The organism is Psychrobacter sp. H8-1 (assembly GCF_904846575.1).
Taxonomy (GTDB): Bacteria; Pseudomonadota; Gammaproteobacteria; order Pseudomonadales; family Moraxellaceae; genus Psychrobacter; species Psychrobacter fulvigenes.
In genome coordinates, this window is sequence record NZ_CAJHBG010000001.1 from 87,306 (window position 1) to 105,128 (window position 17,823).

Sequence of the window (17,823 nt, forward strand, 5' to 3'; positions counted from 1 at the left end):
CTAAATTTAATTTTTCCAAAACTCATAAGGACACTTTTAATGAATAAACAAATCATTCATGACCGTATCGATAGTTTACGTAAGAGCATAGCTGCCCAAGACCTCACGGCAATTATCGTACCGTCTGCTGATCCGCATTTGTCTGAGTATTTACCAGAATACTGGCAATCGCGTTTATGGTTATCAGGATTTACAGGCTCAGTCGGTACGCTCGTCGTTACCGCTGATTTTGCTGGACTATGGACCGATAGTCGCTATTGGGTGCATGCAGCGGATCAACTAGAGGGCACGGGTATTACTTTGGAGAAACTTGCTCCAGGTCAGCCAAATCATATTGACTGGCTCGCCGAGCAGTTGGCAGAGGGTGATAGCGTAGCAGTCGATGGTAATGTGCTGTCTATCGCTGAGCAAGATAAGCTACTAGATGCTTTTGATGCCAACGACATTACTTTAATCACTGAGCGTGATGTATTGAGCGAGATATGGACAGATCGTCCAGCGCTACCTTCAGCAAAGCTATATCAACATGAAGCGCAGTTTGTCGCGCAGTCTGCTACCTCAAAGCTTGCCACCGTGCGTGCAGGTATGGCTGACGCAGGCACCACGCATCACTTGCTTTCAAGCTTAGATGATATCGCTTGGTTGACCAATCTGCGCGGCGCTGATGTCGATTACAACCCAGTGTTTTTGGCGCATATGCTCATCAGTGCAGACAAAGCGACGTTATTTGTTGATAAAAACAAAGTCAGTAGCGATATCGAAAAATCTCTAAAAGAGAGTGGTATCACGCTTGCTGATTATGAGGCAGTACAGGATGCCTTGAGCGAGCTGACGCCAGAAGACTTGCTATTGTTAGATCCAAGTAAAGTTGCGGTGGGCACGCTATCAAAAATGGCGGACGATGTGGGCTTTATCGAGCAAATGGCACCCAGTACTTTGCTGAAATCTGTCAAATCTGATGCTGATATCGATCATGTGCGCGAAGCCATGCGTCAAGATGGCGCGGCACTGTGTGAGTTTTTTGCCACGTTCGAGCAGCGTTTAGCAGACGGTGAGCGTTTAAGTGAGCTGGACGTGGATAGTATGCTCATCGACGTACGTAGTCAGCAGCCACATTATGTATCGCCAAGCTTTCCAACGATTGCAGGGTTCAATGAAAACGGTGCATTGCCACATTATCGTGCAACGGCAGAAAAATTCAGCTACCTCGATGTGAGTGAAGGCGAGGGCGGTTTATTACTGATTGACTCAGGTGCCCAGTATCAAAACGGTACCACCGATATCACTCGCGTGGTGGGTATTGGACAAGTAAGTAACGAGCATAAACGCGACTTTACCACAGTACTAAAAGCGCATATTGCTTTGGCACGTGCCAGCTTCCCTGATGGTATTGCCTCGCCACTCATCGATGCGATCTGCCGTGCGCCACTATGGCAAGCGCAGATGGATTATGGTCATGGGACGGGTCATGGTGTTGGTTACTTCTTAAACGTGCATGAAGGTCCGCAAGTCATCGCCTATAGTGCCAGTACACCAAAAGAGCGTGCGATGAAAGCAGGTATGATATCTAGTAATGAGCCAGGTCTATACCGAGAGGGCAAGTGGGGTATTCGTATCGAAAACTTGGTCGTCAATACAACAGTGGCGAGTCCAACTGAGACTGAGTTTGGTGACTTTTTAAACTTTGAAACCATCACTTACTGCCCAATTGATACCCGTTTGATTGAGCCTTCATTGTTGACTCAGGTAGAGATAGATTGGCTAAATGACTATCATAGCCAAGTCTACGCTGAGCTAAAAGATCGCGTTGATGGCGCGGCACTTGAGTGGCTGACCGAGCGTACGCAAGCCATTTAAAAAAAAGCCTTTTAATTCTATAACGAAAAACCCCAGTAACTATAGTTACTGGGGTTTTCTTATTTGCAGTCTTCTATATACGAATACGACGTTTAGACCCTAATCAAAAACCCCTTAGTTTTGCTTTGCATCGTTTTTCTGTACAGTATTTTCGACAGCTTGGGGTTTTTCTACCATACCAGCCAATTGACGGCTCACTTCAGCACGTAACCATGACTTTAAATCCTCAGACATTTGCATCATCTGTTCGCTTAGGTAGTCATCAACGTGTACGCCTAACTCATGGATGAGGCCTTCGTGGTCATCACTTAAGACAGTATTTGTCGGCGCTATATCGAGTGCTACTTCTTTTTTGGCATGAGTAGCAGGGTTAACGGCATCGTTTGGCTTGTCCGCCACAGCAGTAATATCTTGATTATTGTCGTTGTTATTGTTGCTATCTTTATTATCACTTGGCCCTTTAGTATTTTTATTCGCTTCGCCGCTAGGGCTACTGGCGTCTTCTGTTTCTTGTTGTGCGATCGCTTCAGCTTTTTCTTTTTCTAAATTTTCTTTCTGTTCTTTTTCTGCTTGACGCTGAACCTCTACACGCTCAGCTTCTGCCAAGGCGCGCGCTTCTTCTTGTGCCATCTTCTGTTCTTCTGCTAATCGCTGCTGCTCTGCGGCTGCTCGCTCTTGCGCTTGTTTGTCGGCGATGGCTTTGGCAATCGCTTGTTCAGCTTCGTGGTTTTGATAGAGCTCATCGATATGAGCATCTAAATCATGGATACTAAAAACAAAGCTTTCAAAAGGCGTCTCTGTTTGCAGTAACGTGGTGATGTCTTTTAGCTCTTGGGTGATAGCAGTACGTACTGGCTCTGGCGCAAGTGTCCAACGCTGATAGAATTGATGGGAAAATGAGTAGCTTGACATGGTATCTTCCATAAATATCGCAAAAATTACCCCTTATCATACGCAAGTACGATAAGGGGCTGCAAGAGGACAATCGTAGTAAATATGACAATAAAGTTACAACGAACAAGATTGTAACCTTTTAAGCTTTACTCACCACTAGGCCAGCGGGCAAATATCAATGAGCCATTAGTGCCGCCAAAGCCAAAGCTATTAGAGACAGCATAATTCAAGTCATCAACTTTACGTGACTGGTGTGCCACATAATCTAGGTTACAGTTATCTTCGATGTTGTCTAGATTTATCGTCGGCGGGACATGCTGATGCTGCAGGGCAAGTATGGAAAATATGGCTTCGATACCACCAGCGGCACCAAGCAGATGGCCAGTCATAGACTTGGTTGAGCTGACTAAGATACTGTCTTTGACAGGCGCAAATACCGTTTCAATGGCAATCGACTCAGCGACATCGCCAGCAGGTGTGCTGGTACCATGAGCATTGACATAGCCCACTACTGAAGGATCAATACCAGCATCATTAAGCGCATTTTGCATGGCTCGTGCAGCGCCGCTACCATCTTCAGGCGGCGCGGTAATGTGGCTGGCGTCATCACTCATGCCAAAGCCAACCACTTCTGCCAGTATCTTCGCCCCGCGTGCTTTTGCATGAGCAAGACTTTCGAGTACCAACACACCTGCCCCGTCACCAAGCACGAATCCATCACGGTCTTTGTCAAACGGGCGCGACGCTTTGACTGGCTCATCATTGCGAGTAGAGAGAGCGTGCATCGCACCAAATCCTGACATTCCTAATGGGCTAGAGCCTTTTTCGCTACCACCAGCCAACATCACGTCTGCATCACCATAAGCGATGAGTCGCGCTGCTAAACCAATAGCGTGAGTCGCTGTCGTACATGCGGTGGCAGTGGCAAGATTGGGGCCTTTTAGGCTGTGCTTGATTGCTACCAGTCCTGCTGCCATATTGACAATAGAGCCAGGAATGATAAACGGAGAGACTTTTTTGGCGCCTTTATCACGCAGCATATCACGGCTATTTTCGATGGTTTGGATACCACCAATGCCTGAGCCTAAAATGACACCAAAACGCTCCTGATCGACATGTTTGACAGGGGCATCATCCGCGCTTACCTCATCAATATAACCTGCATTATGCAATGCCATTGAGGTGGCGGCCACTCCATAATGCATAAACTCATCATAGCGGCGTGCGTCTTTGGCATTCATATATTGCTTGGCATCGAAGTCTTTGACGACGCCTGCAATTTGCGCACGGTAATCAGTGGCGTCAAAGTGCGAGATAGTATCAATCCCACTCTCACCTGCCAGCAGACGACTCCAAGTACTCTCAACATCTAACCCCAGAGGTGTGACAGCGCCCATACCAGTAACGACCACACGCGTCTCATCTGAGCGCTCATAGTGTGGTGGTTTACGAGGTTTTGCTGCTGTGGCTTGAGTGTTATTATTGGCGTTGGGCGTGGGTGAATTACTATTTTGGCTCATGCGTTATATCCTATAATTGCGCTTTATAGAGGGCTTGCCGTCTTAATACGGCTCATTTTAGGTTGTGATATTGATAGCGTTATATCCGTATTTTATCACCCATTATAAAACATATTAGTTTACGCCTGTAAACTTAATTATATAGAATGATATTTACACAGAAAACTTAAGCAAAACAGACCTGCCCCAGTACCACGCCTTTGTTTGCTCCAGTGACGGCTGGCAGATTGCCATTCTCGCCGATTAGCGTTTGCCGTGCTAGCCATGCAAAAGCAACGGCTTCTACCCATGTCGGGTCAAGCCCCAAGCTGGCAGTAGTCTCTATAGTACAATGCGGTAAATGCGCTTGAAGTCGCGTCATCAAATACTCGTTCAGGGCACCGCCACCGCAGACATAAACCGAGCTGTTTTCGTGGTTTTTGACAAACTGATTGATTTGCATACTGGCACTCATTGCCGTCAATTCAGTAAGCGTTGCCTGCACATCCGCTGACGAATAGCGAATATGAGCAGACGCTTGATCGAATCTTTGCAGTTCAGCTTGCAGCCATTCTAAGTTAAATTCCTCACGGCCAGTACTTTTGGGATAATGACGTGCAAAAAACGGATGCTCTATCAGCTGATTGAGTAGTGGTTCCACGACCTGTCCAGACTGTGCCCACGCACCGCCTTCATCATAGTCTTTGTCAGTATGCAGCGTTGTCCACGCATCTAATAATAAATTGGCAGGGCCAGTATCATAGCCAACGACATTGTCATTTGCTTGAGTGTCACTAGCAGCAGAAACCGCTGGCAAGACCGTTATATTGGCGATACCGCCCAAGTTCAATAACACCCGTGTGCTATCTGGCGTGGCAAATAATGCTTGATGAAAAGCAGGTACCAAAGGCGCTCCTTGCCCACCGACTGCCATATCACGGCGACGAAAATCGCTGACGACACTGATGCCAGTACGCTCAGCGATGATGTTGGCATCGAGCAGTTGCAAGCTAAAGCCCATCTGTGGACGATGGCGCACGGTTTGTCCATGGCAACCGATCGCCAATACTGACTCGCTATCGGTATTGGTTTTTTGCAATAAAGTATTCACTACTTCGCTGGCAAACTCAGCATACGCTTTGCTTGCCCAACCGAACCAGTCTAATTCGCTGTTGGGTTCATCCGCTGTTGCTACTAACTCTTGGACGCCATTTGGTTGACATAGTGCCAATAACACTTCACGTAAACGTGGCGGAAAGCTTTTACTATAAGTAGCTAACAGGCGCATGGGTGTCTGGATGTCGTCTTCATGATCGACACCAGTACTAAATTGACAAAGAACTGCATCCATACCATCTAAGCTGGTGCCTGACATCATGCCGATATATAAACCATCGTCGAAGTTTTCAAATACTGTTTGTTCAAGTGCTTCAGTCAGTGATGCATAATTTGTATCATCGTCATTATTTATTGAGTTGAGCGGGTCACCTGAAAAGCTGGTGTTTTCATGCTCATTAGTAGCAAGGACAGGGTTGGTCATGGCAATTTACCTTAAAAAACGCTAATATATCTGCCAAATTCTAACATTTTTTGTTGGCCTACGAGGTTCTAAACTTTGTCAGGCGTTAATAGTCCGTAGAAGTCATAAGAAGTTACCAGTAGAAGTTATAAATAAAACCCCAAATAAAGACCATAAATAGAGAGCATCATGACCAATCAAACCCACACCCTAGAAGAGCAACTTGCCCTTATCCAGCGCGGTACACAAGAAATTTTATCTGAAAAGGATTTAATCGCTAAGCTCAAGCTAAACCGTCCGCTGCGTATTAAGGCAGGCTTCGATCCTACCGCGCCTGATCTGCATTTAGGTCATACGGTATTGATTAATAAGCTTAAGCATTTTCAAGATTTGGGCCATGAGATTTATTTTCTAATCGGTGATTATACGGCCAAGATTGGTGACCCCTCGGGTAAGAGTTCTACGCGTCCACCATTGACCGATGAGCAGATCAAAATCAATGCTCAAACTTATGCTGAGCAAGTTTTTAAGATTTTAGATAAAGAAAAAACCCGCATCGTCTTTAATTCTGAATGGTTCAAAGACATGTCAGCCGCTGATATGATTCAGCTTGGTAGCCAGTTGACCGTCTCACGTATGCTTGAGCGTGATGATTTTGCCAAACGTTATGCGGCGCAGACGCCCATTGCCATCCATGAGTTTTTATACCCATTGGTACAAGGCTACGATTCTATTGCGCTCAAAGCCGACGTCGAGCTTGGTGGTACCGATCAAACCTTTAACATCTTGATGGGACGTACCTTGCAAGGTCGTTATGGTCAGGAGCCGCAAGTTTGTATTACGGTGCCGATCTTAGAAGGGTTAGACGGCGTCAATAAAATGTCTAAGTCACTCGGCAACTACGTCGGCATTTATGACGCGCCAGGTACCATGTACCAAAAGCTGCTGTCGATGCCAGACACCTTAATTCGTCGTTACTTTGAGTTTTTAAGCTTTAAGCCGATGGAAGAAGTCGAAGCGTTAATGACAGAGATGGAAGGTGGTCGCAATCCACAAGAAATCAAACGTATTCTTGCCGAAGAGTTAATCGAGCGTTTCCACGATGCCGATGCTGCGGTTAATGCGCACAAATCAGCGGGTAACGTGCTTGCTGATGGTGAGTTGCCAGTCGATTTACCAGAAGTCATGTTAGATCTAGAAGGTCAAGAGGCGCTATTTATCACTCAAATCCTCAACCAAGCAGAGCTGGCCAAAAACAACTCAGCCGCCAAAGATATGGTAAAACGTGGCGCGGTAAAAGTGGATGGCGAAACAGTCGATGCTGGCTTTAGCCTAACCTCAGGTCAGACAGCGGTCATCCAAGCAGGCAAGAAGGGGTATGCTAGAGTGACGGTGGCTTAACAGATTGTGGGAAGTAGGAAGCAATAGTAAGGTCGACATCGATGGTCGGCCTTATTTTTTGTTAAGATAATTTGATCTATATACTAGGACGTTAAGATGACAGAAAACAATATCCCGCAAGGCATCTACCGCCATTACAAAGGCAACCTTTACCAAGTTTTGCACACGGCTCAGCATTCAGAAACCGAAGAGTCACTAGTGGTTTATCGCTGTCTCTACGGTGAGTATGGCGTGTGGGTACGACCGCTTGAGATGTTTACTGAGACGGTCATAGTAGAGGGTAAAGAAGTACCTAGATTTGAGCTGATTAAAGCGCTCACGGACTGATGACGGGAAATCTTTAAAACTTATTACCCCAATAAACAGCGACTTTTAAGGTCGCTTTTTTGCAGCTATTAAAACTACCCCTGAAAGAATCTTTTCAAAACTTTATAAAACCCAATTGGCTCATCCATCGGTACCGCATGACCTGAACGTGGTAACACGATTTCGGTAGCATTGGGTAACATGTGGGTGATTTTTTTCTGCCATTTTACATCGTAAAGTTTGGAGCGACCACCGATGAGATTGACCACAGGAATAGTGACTTTCTCTATCGTTGCTCGAAAGTCATAGGGCAATGCTAAATACGCCTGTAAGCAGCGCATCTTATGCTGCCAAATACTGTGGTCATAAAATACCAGCTTATGATCATTTTGATGCGTTAAAACCTGAACGATTGCCTTTGAGCGTGGACGGCTGACAGACATCAAGGAAAACTGACGTTCGACATCCGTTACGTGACGTTTAAGAGCAAACGGCAGGTGCGTAAAGCTATCGACCTTGGCATAGGGTAGCGTCATATCGACCACATTGTGAAACACCTCAAATACCTCTTGCTGTCTCTCGCCAAATAAGCCACCTTGCCAATCAGATTGATTATGAATGGCAGGGTTTTGGTCGATATTTAAATAGCGACTGACTTTCACTGTACCGTAACGTTCAAAATATGCCCACATGACTTGCGCGCCCATCGAGATAGCCGCAACAGGGATGGATGGAACAGTGTGTAATAGGCAAACCTTCTCAATAACGACGCTTATATCATCAGCATATTGGCGCACAAAATCAAACTGAGTGAGGTCAATAGATTTTGCTTCCCCGAAACCTCGCAAATGCGGCAGATAAAACGTATATTCGCCAGTTAATGATAGGATAAATGGCAAAAATTCACGCGCGTCCATACCATAGGCATGCAGCATCAGCACAGGTTTACCACGACCGATAACGGACACAGGCAGCGTCACCCCGTCAGTAACAGCGATATTCATCGTCTGTAACTGGTACTTTGTCGGTAAGGTGAGTAAGTTTTTTTTCATGCAACAATGCCGTTTTGAGGTTATTAATCTATCTTGATATTGAGTAGCGTAGCAACAAATGTAGCAATAAATACTGTTATGACGCTCATAAAAGACTGCTATATTGAAGTATATTCACGAAATCAAATTAACCATAGCATAATAGCTTTATAAATGTGAAGGACTATAGATATGGAAGACTAAGGCTGCTATAAATAGGGATAATAAAAAATGATAAGGATATTGATTGATGAGCACACAAACGCTACCAGCACTTGATAACAGTCTTTATCCGCAGACTTGGCAGCAGCAGACGTTTGGTAGTCCGCAGTCATTATTAATGGCACTGTTGACGGGGAGTGTTACCCCAGATGCCAATGCTTTTACCAAGCAGTTATTGGCAAATGACGTTTATCAAGAATGGATTAATTTTTCGGTGTTTGGTCGCTATCTGCAGCGAAACTTTGCCGCCTTCTATCGGCAAACGGAAGACAGTTTTAATGTCGATATGCCAGCGTTGTTCCGCCGCGAATTGATGCGTCATGCGCAGTTTTTGCCATTAGAGCAGATATTGTTTGTCGCAGGTAATATCCCCAAAAATGCTCGGCAAGAAAAGCTGTTAACGACCACGCTCAATCCTGCCACCGCCGTCATCAATGCGCAGAACCTCAGTCAAAGAATGACAGTAAACAATCAGCAGATAGTGCTCAATCAGATAAAGGTCGCCAGTAGGCAAGTAGTGGGATTTGCGTTGCGTCATAACAAGCGCACCAGTGAGCGCACTCGTAATGAAGTGTTGATTTTGGATTTTAAGGGTTTGCGTTTGGTTGATGAAAAAACAGTAGAAAAAGAGATGTTAGAAACAAGCAGGGTATGCGCATCGATAGATATAAACACAGATACAGCTGCCCTGCTTAGATATTATGAACTACGTTAGTAGATTAATTGCTTACTGATTCTGCTTAGCAATCGTTAGGCCATTATAGGTTTGTGCGACTGGCATGACTTCTAAGCGGTTAACGTTAATATGAGCAGGCGACTCAATTAACCACAGTAAGATATCGCCAATATCTTCTCCAGTCATGGTTTTAAAGCCATCATAAACCTTAGCTGCTTTATCTTCATCACCATGATAGCGGACGTTTGAAAACTCAGTGCCTGCAACGTTACCTGGCTCAAGATTGGTGACTCGCACTTGTGTACCAAGTAAGTCAGCTCGTAGATTCAAACTAAATTGTTTTACAAAGGCTTTGGTGGCACCGTACACATTACCGCCATAGTATGGCCAGCTACCTGCAATCGAACCAACATTAATGATATAGCCACTGTCGCGTGTTACCATCGCCGGCAAGACCGCATGGGTCAGCGCCATGAGGCCTTTAACATTGGTATCAATCATACGCATCCAATCATCGAGATTGGCCTCATGAGCTGGCTCTGTACCCAGTGCCAGCCCTGCATTGTTTACCAACACGTCGATTTTATCAAAGCCATCAGGTAAGTCAGCAATGATTTGCGGGATAGAGGCCGTATCACTGACATCCATTACCACAGGTAAAAACGACTCACCTAATGTATCTGCTAATGCATTGAGCTTATCGAGACGTCTGGCACAGCCAATCACCCGATGACCGCCTGCGACCAAACGCTCTGCCAACGCTTTACCGAAACCAGCACTTGCCCCTGTAATCAATACGTTCATTTTATATCCTTATCATTGATGCTGCGTACTTGTTCATGATGGTTATGGCGACTGTTTATCTCAGCTTATTTATTGAACAATTGCTTACCGAAGATTTTATCACCCGCATCGCCAAGACCTGGGATGATATAACCGTGCTCATCCAAGTGGCTGTCTAGCGCAGCAGTATAAATGGTCACGTCAGGATGCGCTTCATTGACCAAACGTACGCCTTCGGGAGCGGCAACCAATACGAGTGCCTTGATACTCTTACAACCATTTCTTTTCAACATATCAATAGTGGCAACCATCGAACCACCAGTCGCCAGCATTGGATCGACGATAAGCGCAGGGCGTTTATCCATGTGGCTGACAAACTTTTCAAAGAAGGGAACGGGCTGTAAGGTTTCTTCATCACGCTGCAAGCCCACTACAGAGATTTTTGCAGTAGGAATCAAATCGAGTACACCATCTAGCATGCCAATTCCAGCGCGTAAGATAGGTACAATCGTTGCCGTCTTACCGATGATTTGCTCACCTGTTATCTCACCGCACCAGCCTTCCATTGGAAAGGTTTCAATTTCAAAATCACGGCTTGCTTCATAGGCCATCAAGCGCGCAAGCTCTTTGGTTAGTGTACGAAATTTATACGTACTACAGTCTTTTTCGCGCATGAGGCTGAGCTTATGACGGACTAACGGATGGTCGATTACAGTGATTTTTAAGTCGCTCATAAATATTCTCTTGGTTTTTGGTCTATGGCTTACGCATTCGCTGCGTTTGCTATTGGGATATGGAGTGTCATAACGTAGTCGGGCTAATAAGTTGAGCTTAACGCTTTCATAACTGTCTTAATAAAAAAGGTTACGATGATATATGTTATAACGGTAATTAAAGTTTATTCATATATTGTGCGGCTGTTTAAGCCAGTTAGATGCTGTTATTGAATGCTAAGCAGTGTTTAGGCCTGCTATGATAGCAAAAAAACCACTTTTCTGATGGAGAATCTTATGACCACACGACCATCACATGCTCAAAATGGCACAAATAAGACTGTTAACGATTTAGTATCGTCAAATATAGCAGCCACAGAAGTAGAAACGCATCCATTCGAGCCTGTCTTACCGTCAGATGCTACCGTTATGATGATGGGAACGTTTCCACCGACCGCTGATAAATGGGCGATGCGCTTTCACTATCCGAACTTTTATAATGATATGTGGCGTATTTATGGCAAGGTATTTTTTGATGATGCCGATTACTTCAGAGTAGGCGATGAGAAGCGCTTTGATCCTGAACAGATTCGTAATTTTTTATTTGAGCGTGGCATAGCCTCATGTCCAACGGTCAGGCAAGCCATTCGTGAGACGGGTAACGCTTCTGATAAAAACTTAACTGTGGTAACGCCAGTAGACTTAGATGATATCTTTGCACAAGTGCCCAAGGTCAATACCTTGTTTACCACGGGCGGTAAAGCAACAGAAGTATTGCTTAACTTGCTTCCAACCCCAACCCCCAAATCACGTTACCCCAAGACCAACCAGAGATCGACTACCTCTACCAATGGAAGAATGACAATAATCAAACAGCTGAAGTTAATAATTTAACCTTATATAGGTTGCCTTCTACCTCACGTGCTTATCCATTAGCCTTAGATAAGAAGGTAGCTGCCTACAAAGCTTTCTTTGAGAAAATAGGTAAGCTATAAAGTAGTCATATATGTCATATATAGGGTATATAAGAAGAATGCTATACAGAAAAAAGAAGCGATATTGATTAATAGAATAACATTCGTACTAAGGCAAAATTATTTTCAATGCTAACTGATTGATAACTATGTAGTATTAAACGACTTATTAGAGAATAGTAAAAACATCTCCCAAACCCCCTTGACCCCCTATTAAAACCGAGTATAATGCGTTCCAGTCGAAAGGGAAGGCAGATTGGAGTGGATTACCACTTATTAATAAATAATAGCGTAGCTATTAACCAATCAGCTGATAGTTTGCAGTTTTATCTGAACTACCTAGGTAGCTGGATAAAAACCTTCAAACTAAATAAAATTATCCCTTGACTTAAGAATTAAAGCGTCTATAATACGCAGCTCATCAGGACAAGGCAGTGCTAGAAGCGAGAGCTTATAACCGTCTAACCTGTTGAAGTTAAATAAAATAACAGCTTGACAACCCAATCCATTGTGATATGATAGTCGGCTCGCCAATCAAGAAAAGACGTATTGTCTAAGTAACAATTGGTCAGATATTTTATACAGAACACTTATCTACTGGACGACAGAGATAAGCACTATTTAAAAGCATAACTAAAGAACAACTTGTGTGGATTTTTGCTGACACAGAATGCTAAAAAATAAAGTTGTGAGGCCTCGTTTATCTGGGGACTTATAACTATAAAAATTATCATTCTTTAAAGCAAGAAAACTCAAAGTTAATTCATTACGAACATAATTTAGAGCGACGAGCCAGAAAAGAATGAGCCAAGATTAGGAGTCATCTTACTATTTATAGTGAAGACTTCAAGCAAGATTAAACTGAAGAGTTTGATCATGGCTCAGATTGAACGCTGGCGGCAGGCTTAACACATGCAAGTCGAGCGGTAACAGGAGAAACTTCTTCTCGCTGACGAGCGGCGGACGGGTGAGTAATACTTAGGAATCTACCTAGTAGTGGGGGATAGCTCGGGAAACTCGAATTAATACCGCATACGACCTACGGGAGAAAGGGGGCAGTTTACTGCTCTCGCTATTAGATGAGCCTAAGTCGGATTAGCTAGATGGTGGGGTAAAGGCCTACCATGGCGACGATCTGTAGCTGGTCTGAGAGGATGATCAGCCACACCGGGACTGAGACACGGCCCGGACTCCTACGGGAGGCAGCAGTGGGGAATATTGGACAATGGGGGCAACCCTGATCCAGCCATGCCGCGTGTGTGAAGAAGGCCTTTTGGTTGTAAAGCACTTTAAGCAGTGAAGAAGACTCTAGGGTTAATACCCCTAGACGATGACATTAGCTGCAGAATAAGCACCGGCTAACTCTGTGCCAGCAGCCGCGGTAATACAGAGGGTGCAAGCGTTAATCGGAATTACTGGGCGTAAAGCGAGCGTAGGTGGCTTGATAAGTCAGATGTGAAATCCCCGGGCTTAACCTGGGAACTGCATCTGATACTGTTGAGCTAGAGTAGGTGAGAGGGTAGAATTCCAGGTGTAGCGGTGAAATGCGTAGAGATCTGGAGGAATACCGATGGCGAAGGCAGCTTCCTGGCATCATACTGACACTGAGGCTCGAAAGCGTGGGTAGCAAACAGGATTAGATACCCTGGTAGTCCACGCCGTAAACGATGTCTACTAGTCGTTGGGTCCCTTGAGGACTTAGTGACGCAGCTAACGCAATAAGTAGACCGCCTGGGGAGTACGGCCGCAAGGTTAAAACTCAAATGAATTGACGGGGGCCCGCACAAGCGGTGGAGCATGTGGTTTAATTCGATGCAACGCGAAGAACCTTACCTGGTCTTGACATATCTAGAATCCTGCAGAGATGCGGGAGTGCCTTCGGGAATTAGAATACAGGTGCTGCATGGCTGTCGTCAGCTCGTGTCGTGAGATGTTGGGTTAAGTCCCGCAACGAGCGCAACCCCTTTCCTTAGTTACCAGCGGGTTAAGCCGGGAACTCTAGGGATACTGCCAGTGACAAACTGGAGGAAGGCGGGGACGACGTCAAGTCATCATGGCCCTTACGACCAGGGCTACACACGTGCTACAATGGTAGGTACAGAGGGCAGCTACACAGCGATGTGATGCGAATCTTTTAAAGCCTATCGTAGTCCGGATTGGAGTCTGCAACCGACTCCATGAAGTAGGAATCGCTAGTAATCGCGGATCAGAATGCCGCGGTGAATACGTTCCCGGGCCTTGTACACACCGCCCGTCACACCATGGGAGTTGATTGCACCAGAAGTGGTTAGCCTAACCTTTTAGGAAGGCGATCACCACGGTGTGGTTGATGACTGGGGTGAAGTCGTAACAAGGTAGCCGTAGGGGAACCTGCGGCTGGATCACCTCCTTATAGACGCATTCGGTCAGCAAGAATTCACAACAAGTTGTTCTTTAGTTTAGTTTATTAAGAAGATACAGGGCTTTTAGCAATTTGCCTTTAAGCAAATTACTCTTGCGCTCGGATCAAAGCAGTGCTTTGATGGTATCCTCGCTCAGGGTCTGTAGCTCAGCTGGTTAGAGCACCGTGTTGATAACGCGGGGGTCAGTGGTTCAAGTCCACTTAGACCCACCATATATATGGGGCCATAGCTCAGTTGGTAGAGCGCCTGCCTTGCACGCAGGAGGTCAACGGTTCGACTCCGTTTGGCTCCACCACTATAAACGACATGCTTTAGATAGAATATTTAAATACGTATAAATAGAAACAAGTGATTCAGCCAAGATGGCATTGATTACTTCTTTCTGTTTTATACAGAATCTGTGACTCGACGAGAGCACAGAGACTATTTAAAAACATAGATATGAGTCTGGGTTAGTGATGACATGTTCACGTGTCGTCATTAACCTTAATAACTCACTACTTAACGACATCAGTTGTTATCCCAGTAGTGAGTTATTAAAAAAGTAAAGAGAACTGAATCAAGCGTAAACATAGGTGATATCGTTATAATTACGACAGACAACACTTAGTAATCAAACTCTTTAAGAGTAAGACTACTTGGGGTTGTATGGTCAAGTAATTAAGCGCACATGGTGGATGCCTTGGCAGTCAGAGGCGATGAAAGACGTGACAGCCTGCGATAAGCTTCGGGGAGGCGGCAATATCCTGTGATCCGGAGATTTCTGAATGGGGAAACCCACACCATAAGGTAGGTATCTTGTACTTGTACAAGAAGCGAACGAGGGGAAGTGAAACATCTCAGTACCCTTAGGAAGAGACATCAATTGAGATTCCCCTAGTAGCGGCGAGCGAACGGGGAGAAGCCGATTAATGCTAATGTAGAAGAACAGCGTGGGAAAGCTGACCATAGTAGGTGATAGTCCTGTATTCGAAACATTAGCGTTAACATATTAAGTAGAGCGGGGCACGAGAAATCCTGTTTGAAGATGGGGGACCATCCTCCAAGGCTAAATACTCCTGACTGACCGATAGTGAACCAGTACCGTGAGGGAAAGGCGAAAAGAACCCCTGTGAGGGGAGTGAAATAGAACCTGAAACCGTGTGCGTACAAGCAGTGGGAGCCACCTTGCGTGGTGACCGCGTACCTTTTGTATAATGGGTCAGCGACTTATATTCTGTAGCAAGGTTAACCATTTAGGGAGCCGTAGGGAAACCGAGTCTTAATAGGGCGTCTAGTTGCAGGGTATAGACCCGAAACCGAGTGATCTATCCATGAGCAGGTTGAAAGTGCCGTAACAGGCACCGGAGGACCGAACCCACTGTCGTTGAAAAGCCAGGGGATGACTTGTGGATAGGGGTGAAAGGCTAATCAAACTCGGTGATAGCTGGTTCTCCCCGAAAGCTATTTAGGTAGCGCCTCGGACGAACACCATTGGGGGTAGAGCACTGTTTCGGCTAGGGGGTCATACCGACTTACCAAACCGATGCAAACTCCGAATACCGATGAGTGATATCCGGGAGACACACAGTGGGTGCTAACGTCCATTGTGGAGAGGGAAACAACCCAGACCGCCAGCTAAGGCCCCAAATTCCTAGTTAAGTGGGAAACGAGGTGGGAAGGCATAGACAGCTAGGAGGTTGGCTTAGAAGAGCCATCCTTTAAAGAAAGCGTAATAGCTCACTAGTCGAGTCGGCCCGCGCGGAAGATGTAACGGGGCTCAAACTAGGAGCCGAAGCTGCGGATTTGAATTTGTTTTCAAGTGGTAGGGGAGCGTTGTGTAAGCCTGTGAAGGTGTGTCGTAAGGCATGCTGGAGGTATCACAAGAGCGAATGCTGACGTGAGTAACGATAATGCGAGTGAAAAGCTCGCACGCCGGAAGATCAAGGGTTCCAGTCCAACGTTAATCGGGGCTGGGTGAGTCGACCCCTAAGGCGAGGCCGAAAGGCGTAGTCGATGGGAAATCGGTTAATATTCCGATACTTGTTTATGATGCGATGGAGGGACGGAGAAGGTTATGCCAGCCTGGCGATGGTTGTCCAGGTGGAAGGATGTAGGTTTATAGCTTAGGTAAATCCGGGCTATTTCATACCGAGATCTGATAGCAAGCTGTACTTGTACAGCGAAGTGGCAAATACCATGCTTCCAGGAAAAGCTTCTAAGCGATAGTCATAAACGAATCGTACCCTAAACCGACACAGGTGATCAGGTAGAGAATACCAAGGCGCTTGAGAGAACTCTGCTGAAGGAACTAGGCAAAATGGTACCGTAACTTCGGGAGAAGGTACGCTGCTGATGGTGAAGGACTTGCTCCGTAAGCTATTGGCAGTCGCAGATACCAGGCTGCTGCAACTGTTTATTAAAAACACAGCACTCTGCAAACACGAAAGTGGACGTATAGGGTGTGATGTCTGCCCGGTGCTGGAAGGTTAATTGATGGGGTTAGCGTAAGCGAAGCTCTTGATCGAGCCCCCAGTAAACGGCGGCCGTAACTATAACGGTCCTAAGGTAGCGAAATTCCTTGTCGGGTAAGTTCCGACCTGCACGAATGACATAATGATGGCAGCGCTGTCTCCAGCAGAGACTCAGTGAAATCGAAATCGCAGTGAAGATGCTGTGTACCCGCGGCTAGACGGAAAGACCCCGTGAACCTTTACTACAGCTTTACATTGAACTTTGACCTGACTTGTGCAGGATAGGTGGGAGGCTTTGAAGAGACACGCTAGTGTTTGTGGAGCCAATCTTGAAATACCACCCTGGTCATGTCGGGGTTCTAACTCAGGTATAACAGTACCGAGGACAATGTATGGTGGGTAGTTTGACTGGGGCGGTCTCCTCCTAAAGAGTAACGGAGGAGTACGAAGGTGCGCTCAGAACGGTCGGAAATCGTTCATAGAGTATAAAGGCAAAAGCGCGCTTAACTGCGAGACCCACAAGTCGAGCAGGTACGAAAGTAGGTCTTAGTGATCCGGTGGTTCTGTATGGAAGGGCCATCGCTCAACGGATAAAAGGTACTCTGGGGATAACAGGCTGATACCGCCCAAGAGTTCATATCGACGGCGGTGTTTGGCACCTCGATGTCGGCTCATCTCATCCTAGGGCTGAAAGAGGTCCTAAGGGTATGGCTGTTCGCCATTTAAAGAGGTACGCGAGCTGGGTTTAGAACGTCGTGAGACAGTTCGGTCCCTATCTACCGTGGGCGTTGGAAATTTGAGAGGAGCTGCTCCTAGTACGAGAGGACCAGAGTGGACGAACCACTGGTGTTCGTTGTCATGCCAATGGCATTGCCCGGTAGCTACGTTCGGATGGGATAACCGCTGAAAGCATCTAAGCGGGAAGCCTACCTCAAGATAAGATTTCCCTAAAGAGCCGTTCAAGACTAGGACGTTGATAGGCAGGGTGTGGAAGCGCAGCGATGCGTGTAGCTAACCTGTACTAATTGCTCGTTTGGCTTGACCATACAACACCCAAGTGGTTTGTATACAAGTCTAATTATTTCGATATCAC

At 45.9% G+C, this 17,823-nt stretch carries 10 protein-coding genes, 2 tRNA genes, 2 rRNA genes and 1 pseudogene; 9 read left to right on the top strand and 6 right to left on the bottom strand.

Annotated elements, in window-relative coordinates:
* Nucleotides 1-39 precede the first annotated feature (39 nt).
* Nucleotides 40-1,857 carry an aminopeptidase P family protein gene (locus JMY01_RS00415; RefSeq protein WP_201573336.1) on the top strand — a complete coding sequence of 606 codons (1,818 nt, stop codon included), beginning with the start codon at nt 40-42 and terminating at the stop codon, nt 1,855-1,857.
* Nucleotides 1,858-1,971: 114 nt separating this feature from the next.
* On the opposite strand, the gene JMY01_RS00420 is transcribed toward JMY01_RS00415, so the two are convergent.
* The 3 genes from JMY01_RS00420 to JMY01_RS00430 form a co-directional block, all read right to left on the bottom strand.
* A complete protein-coding gene (locus tag JMY01_RS00420) occupies nt 1,972-2,769 on the bottom strand; it encodes a hypothetical protein (RefSeq protein ID WP_227677604.1) in 798 nt (265 codons plus the stop codon).
* A gap of 128 nt (nt 2,770-2,897) precedes the next feature.
* Nucleotides 2,898-4,271 (bottom strand): beta-ketoacyl-ACP synthase II, encoded by a 1,374-nt coding sequence (gene fabF, locus JMY01_RS00425; RefSeq protein ID WP_201573348.1) that lies wholly within the window; start codon nt 4,269-4,271, stop codon nt 2,898-2,900.
* Between the two features lie 166 nt (nt 4,272-4,437).
* Complete coding sequence (locus JMY01_RS00430; RefSeq protein ID WP_201573357.1) at nt 4,438-5,790, bottom strand: anhydro-N-acetylmuramic acid kinase; 1,353 nt, start codon at nt 5,788-5,790, stop codon at nt 4,438-4,440.
* A 168-nt stretch (nt 5,791-5,958) separates the two neighbouring features.
* Between JMY01_RS00430 and tyrS the strand changes: the two genes are divergently transcribed.
* On the top strand, nt 5,959-7,170 hold the full coding sequence (gene tyrS / locus JMY01_RS00435; protein ID WP_201573359.1) for a tyrosine--tRNA ligase: 1,212 nt from the start codon (nt 5,959-5,961) through the stop codon (nt 7,168-7,170).
* A gap of 96 nt (nt 7,171-7,266) precedes the next feature.
* Entirely contained in the window at nt 7,267-7,497 is a 231-nt protein-coding gene (locus JMY01_RS00440) for a DUF1653 domain-containing protein (RefSeq protein ID WP_201573361.1), read from the top strand.
* 74 nt (nt 7,498-7,571) lie between these two features.
* Here the strand turns inward: JMY01_RS00440 and JMY01_RS00445 are convergent, their stop codons facing one another.
* Nucleotides 7,572-8,528: an alpha/beta fold hydrolase gene (locus JMY01_RS00445; protein ID WP_201573363.1), complete on the bottom strand. Its 957-nt coding sequence runs from the start codon at nt 8,526-8,528 to the stop codon at nt 7,572-7,574.
* A 229-nt stretch (nt 8,529-8,757) separates the two neighbouring features.
* Between JMY01_RS00445 and JMY01_RS00450 the strand changes: the two genes are divergently transcribed.
* Nucleotides 8,758-9,444: a hypothetical protein gene (locus JMY01_RS00450; protein WP_227677605.1), complete on the top strand. Its 687-nt coding sequence runs from the start codon at nt 8,758-8,760 to the stop codon at nt 9,442-9,444.
* A gap of 12 nt (nt 9,445-9,456) precedes the next feature.
* Here the strand turns inward: JMY01_RS00450 and JMY01_RS00455 are convergent, their stop codons facing one another.
* Together JMY01_RS00455 and upp are read right to left on the bottom strand one after the other, a co-directional pair.
* A complete protein-coding gene (locus tag JMY01_RS00455; RefSeq protein WP_201573372.1) occupies nt 9,457-10,209 on the bottom strand; it encodes an SDR family NAD(P)-dependent oxidoreductase in 753 nt (250 codons plus the stop codon).
* Between the two features lie 65 nt (nt 10,210-10,274).
* Nucleotides 10,275-10,922, bottom strand: coding sequence for a uracil phosphoribosyltransferase (gene upp, locus JMY01_RS00460; protein WP_201573374.1), 648 nt, complete (start codon nt 10,920-10,922; stop codon nt 10,275-10,277).
* A gap of 345 nt (nt 10,923-11,267) precedes the next feature.
* Between upp and JMY01_RS00465 the strand changes: the two are divergent.
* The 5 genes and pseudogenes from JMY01_RS00465 to JMY01_RS00485 all read left to right on the top strand — a co-directional run bounded on the left by JMY01_RS00465 (nt 11,268) and on the right by JMY01_RS00485 (nt 17,776).
* Nucleotides 11,268-11,896, top strand: a pseudogene (locus JMY01_RS00465) (DNA glycosylase).
* An 837-nt stretch (nt 11,897-12,733) separates the two neighbouring features.
* A 16S ribosomal RNA gene (locus tag JMY01_RS00470) occupies nt 12,734-14,267 on the top strand.
* Between the two features lie 145 nt (nt 14,268-14,412).
* Nucleotides 14,413-14,489: transfer RNA gene (locus JMY01_RS00475), tRNA-Ile, on the top strand.
* Nucleotides 14,490-14,496: 7 nt separating this feature from the next.
* Nucleotides 14,497-14,572: transfer RNA gene (locus tag JMY01_RS00480), tRNA-Ala, on the top strand.
* 355 nt (nt 14,573-14,927) lie between these two features.
* Nucleotides 14,928-17,776 (top strand): 23S ribosomal RNA (locus tag JMY01_RS00485).
* Together the 16S and 23S rRNA genes with 2 tRNA genes alongside form the textbook arrangement of a ribosomal RNA operon.
* Nucleotides 17,777-17,823: the final 47 nt, after the last annotated feature.

What these genes read in the sequence shown, in the direction of transcription:
- JMY01_RS00420 (WP_227677604.1), bottom strand. Translation starts at nt 2,769, where the DNA reads ATGTCAAGCTACTCATTTTCCCATCAATTCTATCAGCGTTGGACACTT.
- JMY01_RS00445 (WP_201573363.1), bottom strand. Translation starts at nt 8,528, where the DNA reads ATGAAAAAAAACTTACTCACCTTACCGACAAAGTACCAGTTACAGACG.
- fabF (WP_201573348.1), bottom strand. Translation starts at nt 4,271, where the DNA reads ATGAGCCAAAATAGTAATTCACCCACGCCCAACGCCAATAATAACACT.
- JMY01_RS00415 (WP_201573336.1), top strand. Translation starts at nt 40, where the DNA reads ATGAATAAACAAATCATTCATGACCGTATCGATAGTTTACGTAAGAGC.
- JMY01_RS00430 (WP_201573357.1), bottom strand. Translation starts at nt 5,790, where the DNA reads ATGACCAACCCTGTCCTTGCTACTAATGAGCATGAAAACACCAGCTTT.
- JMY01_RS00440 (WP_201573361.1), top strand. Translation starts at nt 7,267, where the DNA reads ATGACAGAAAACAATATCCCGCAAGGCATCTACCGCCATTACAAAGGC.
- JMY01_RS00450 (WP_227677605.1), top strand. Translation starts at nt 8,758, where the DNA reads ATGAGCACACAAACGCTACCAGCACTTGATAACAGTCTTTATCCGCAG.
- JMY01_RS00455 (WP_201573372.1), bottom strand. Translation starts at nt 10,209, where the DNA reads ATGAACGTATTGATTACAGGGGCAAGTGCTGGTTTCGGTAAAGCGTTG.
- tyrS (WP_201573359.1), top strand. Translation starts at nt 5,959, where the DNA reads ATGACCAATCAAACCCACACCCTAGAAGAGCAACTTGCCCTTATCCAG.
- upp (WP_201573374.1), bottom strand. Translation starts at nt 10,922, where the DNA reads ATGAGCGACTTAAAAATCACTGTAATCGACCATCCGTTAGTCCGTCAT.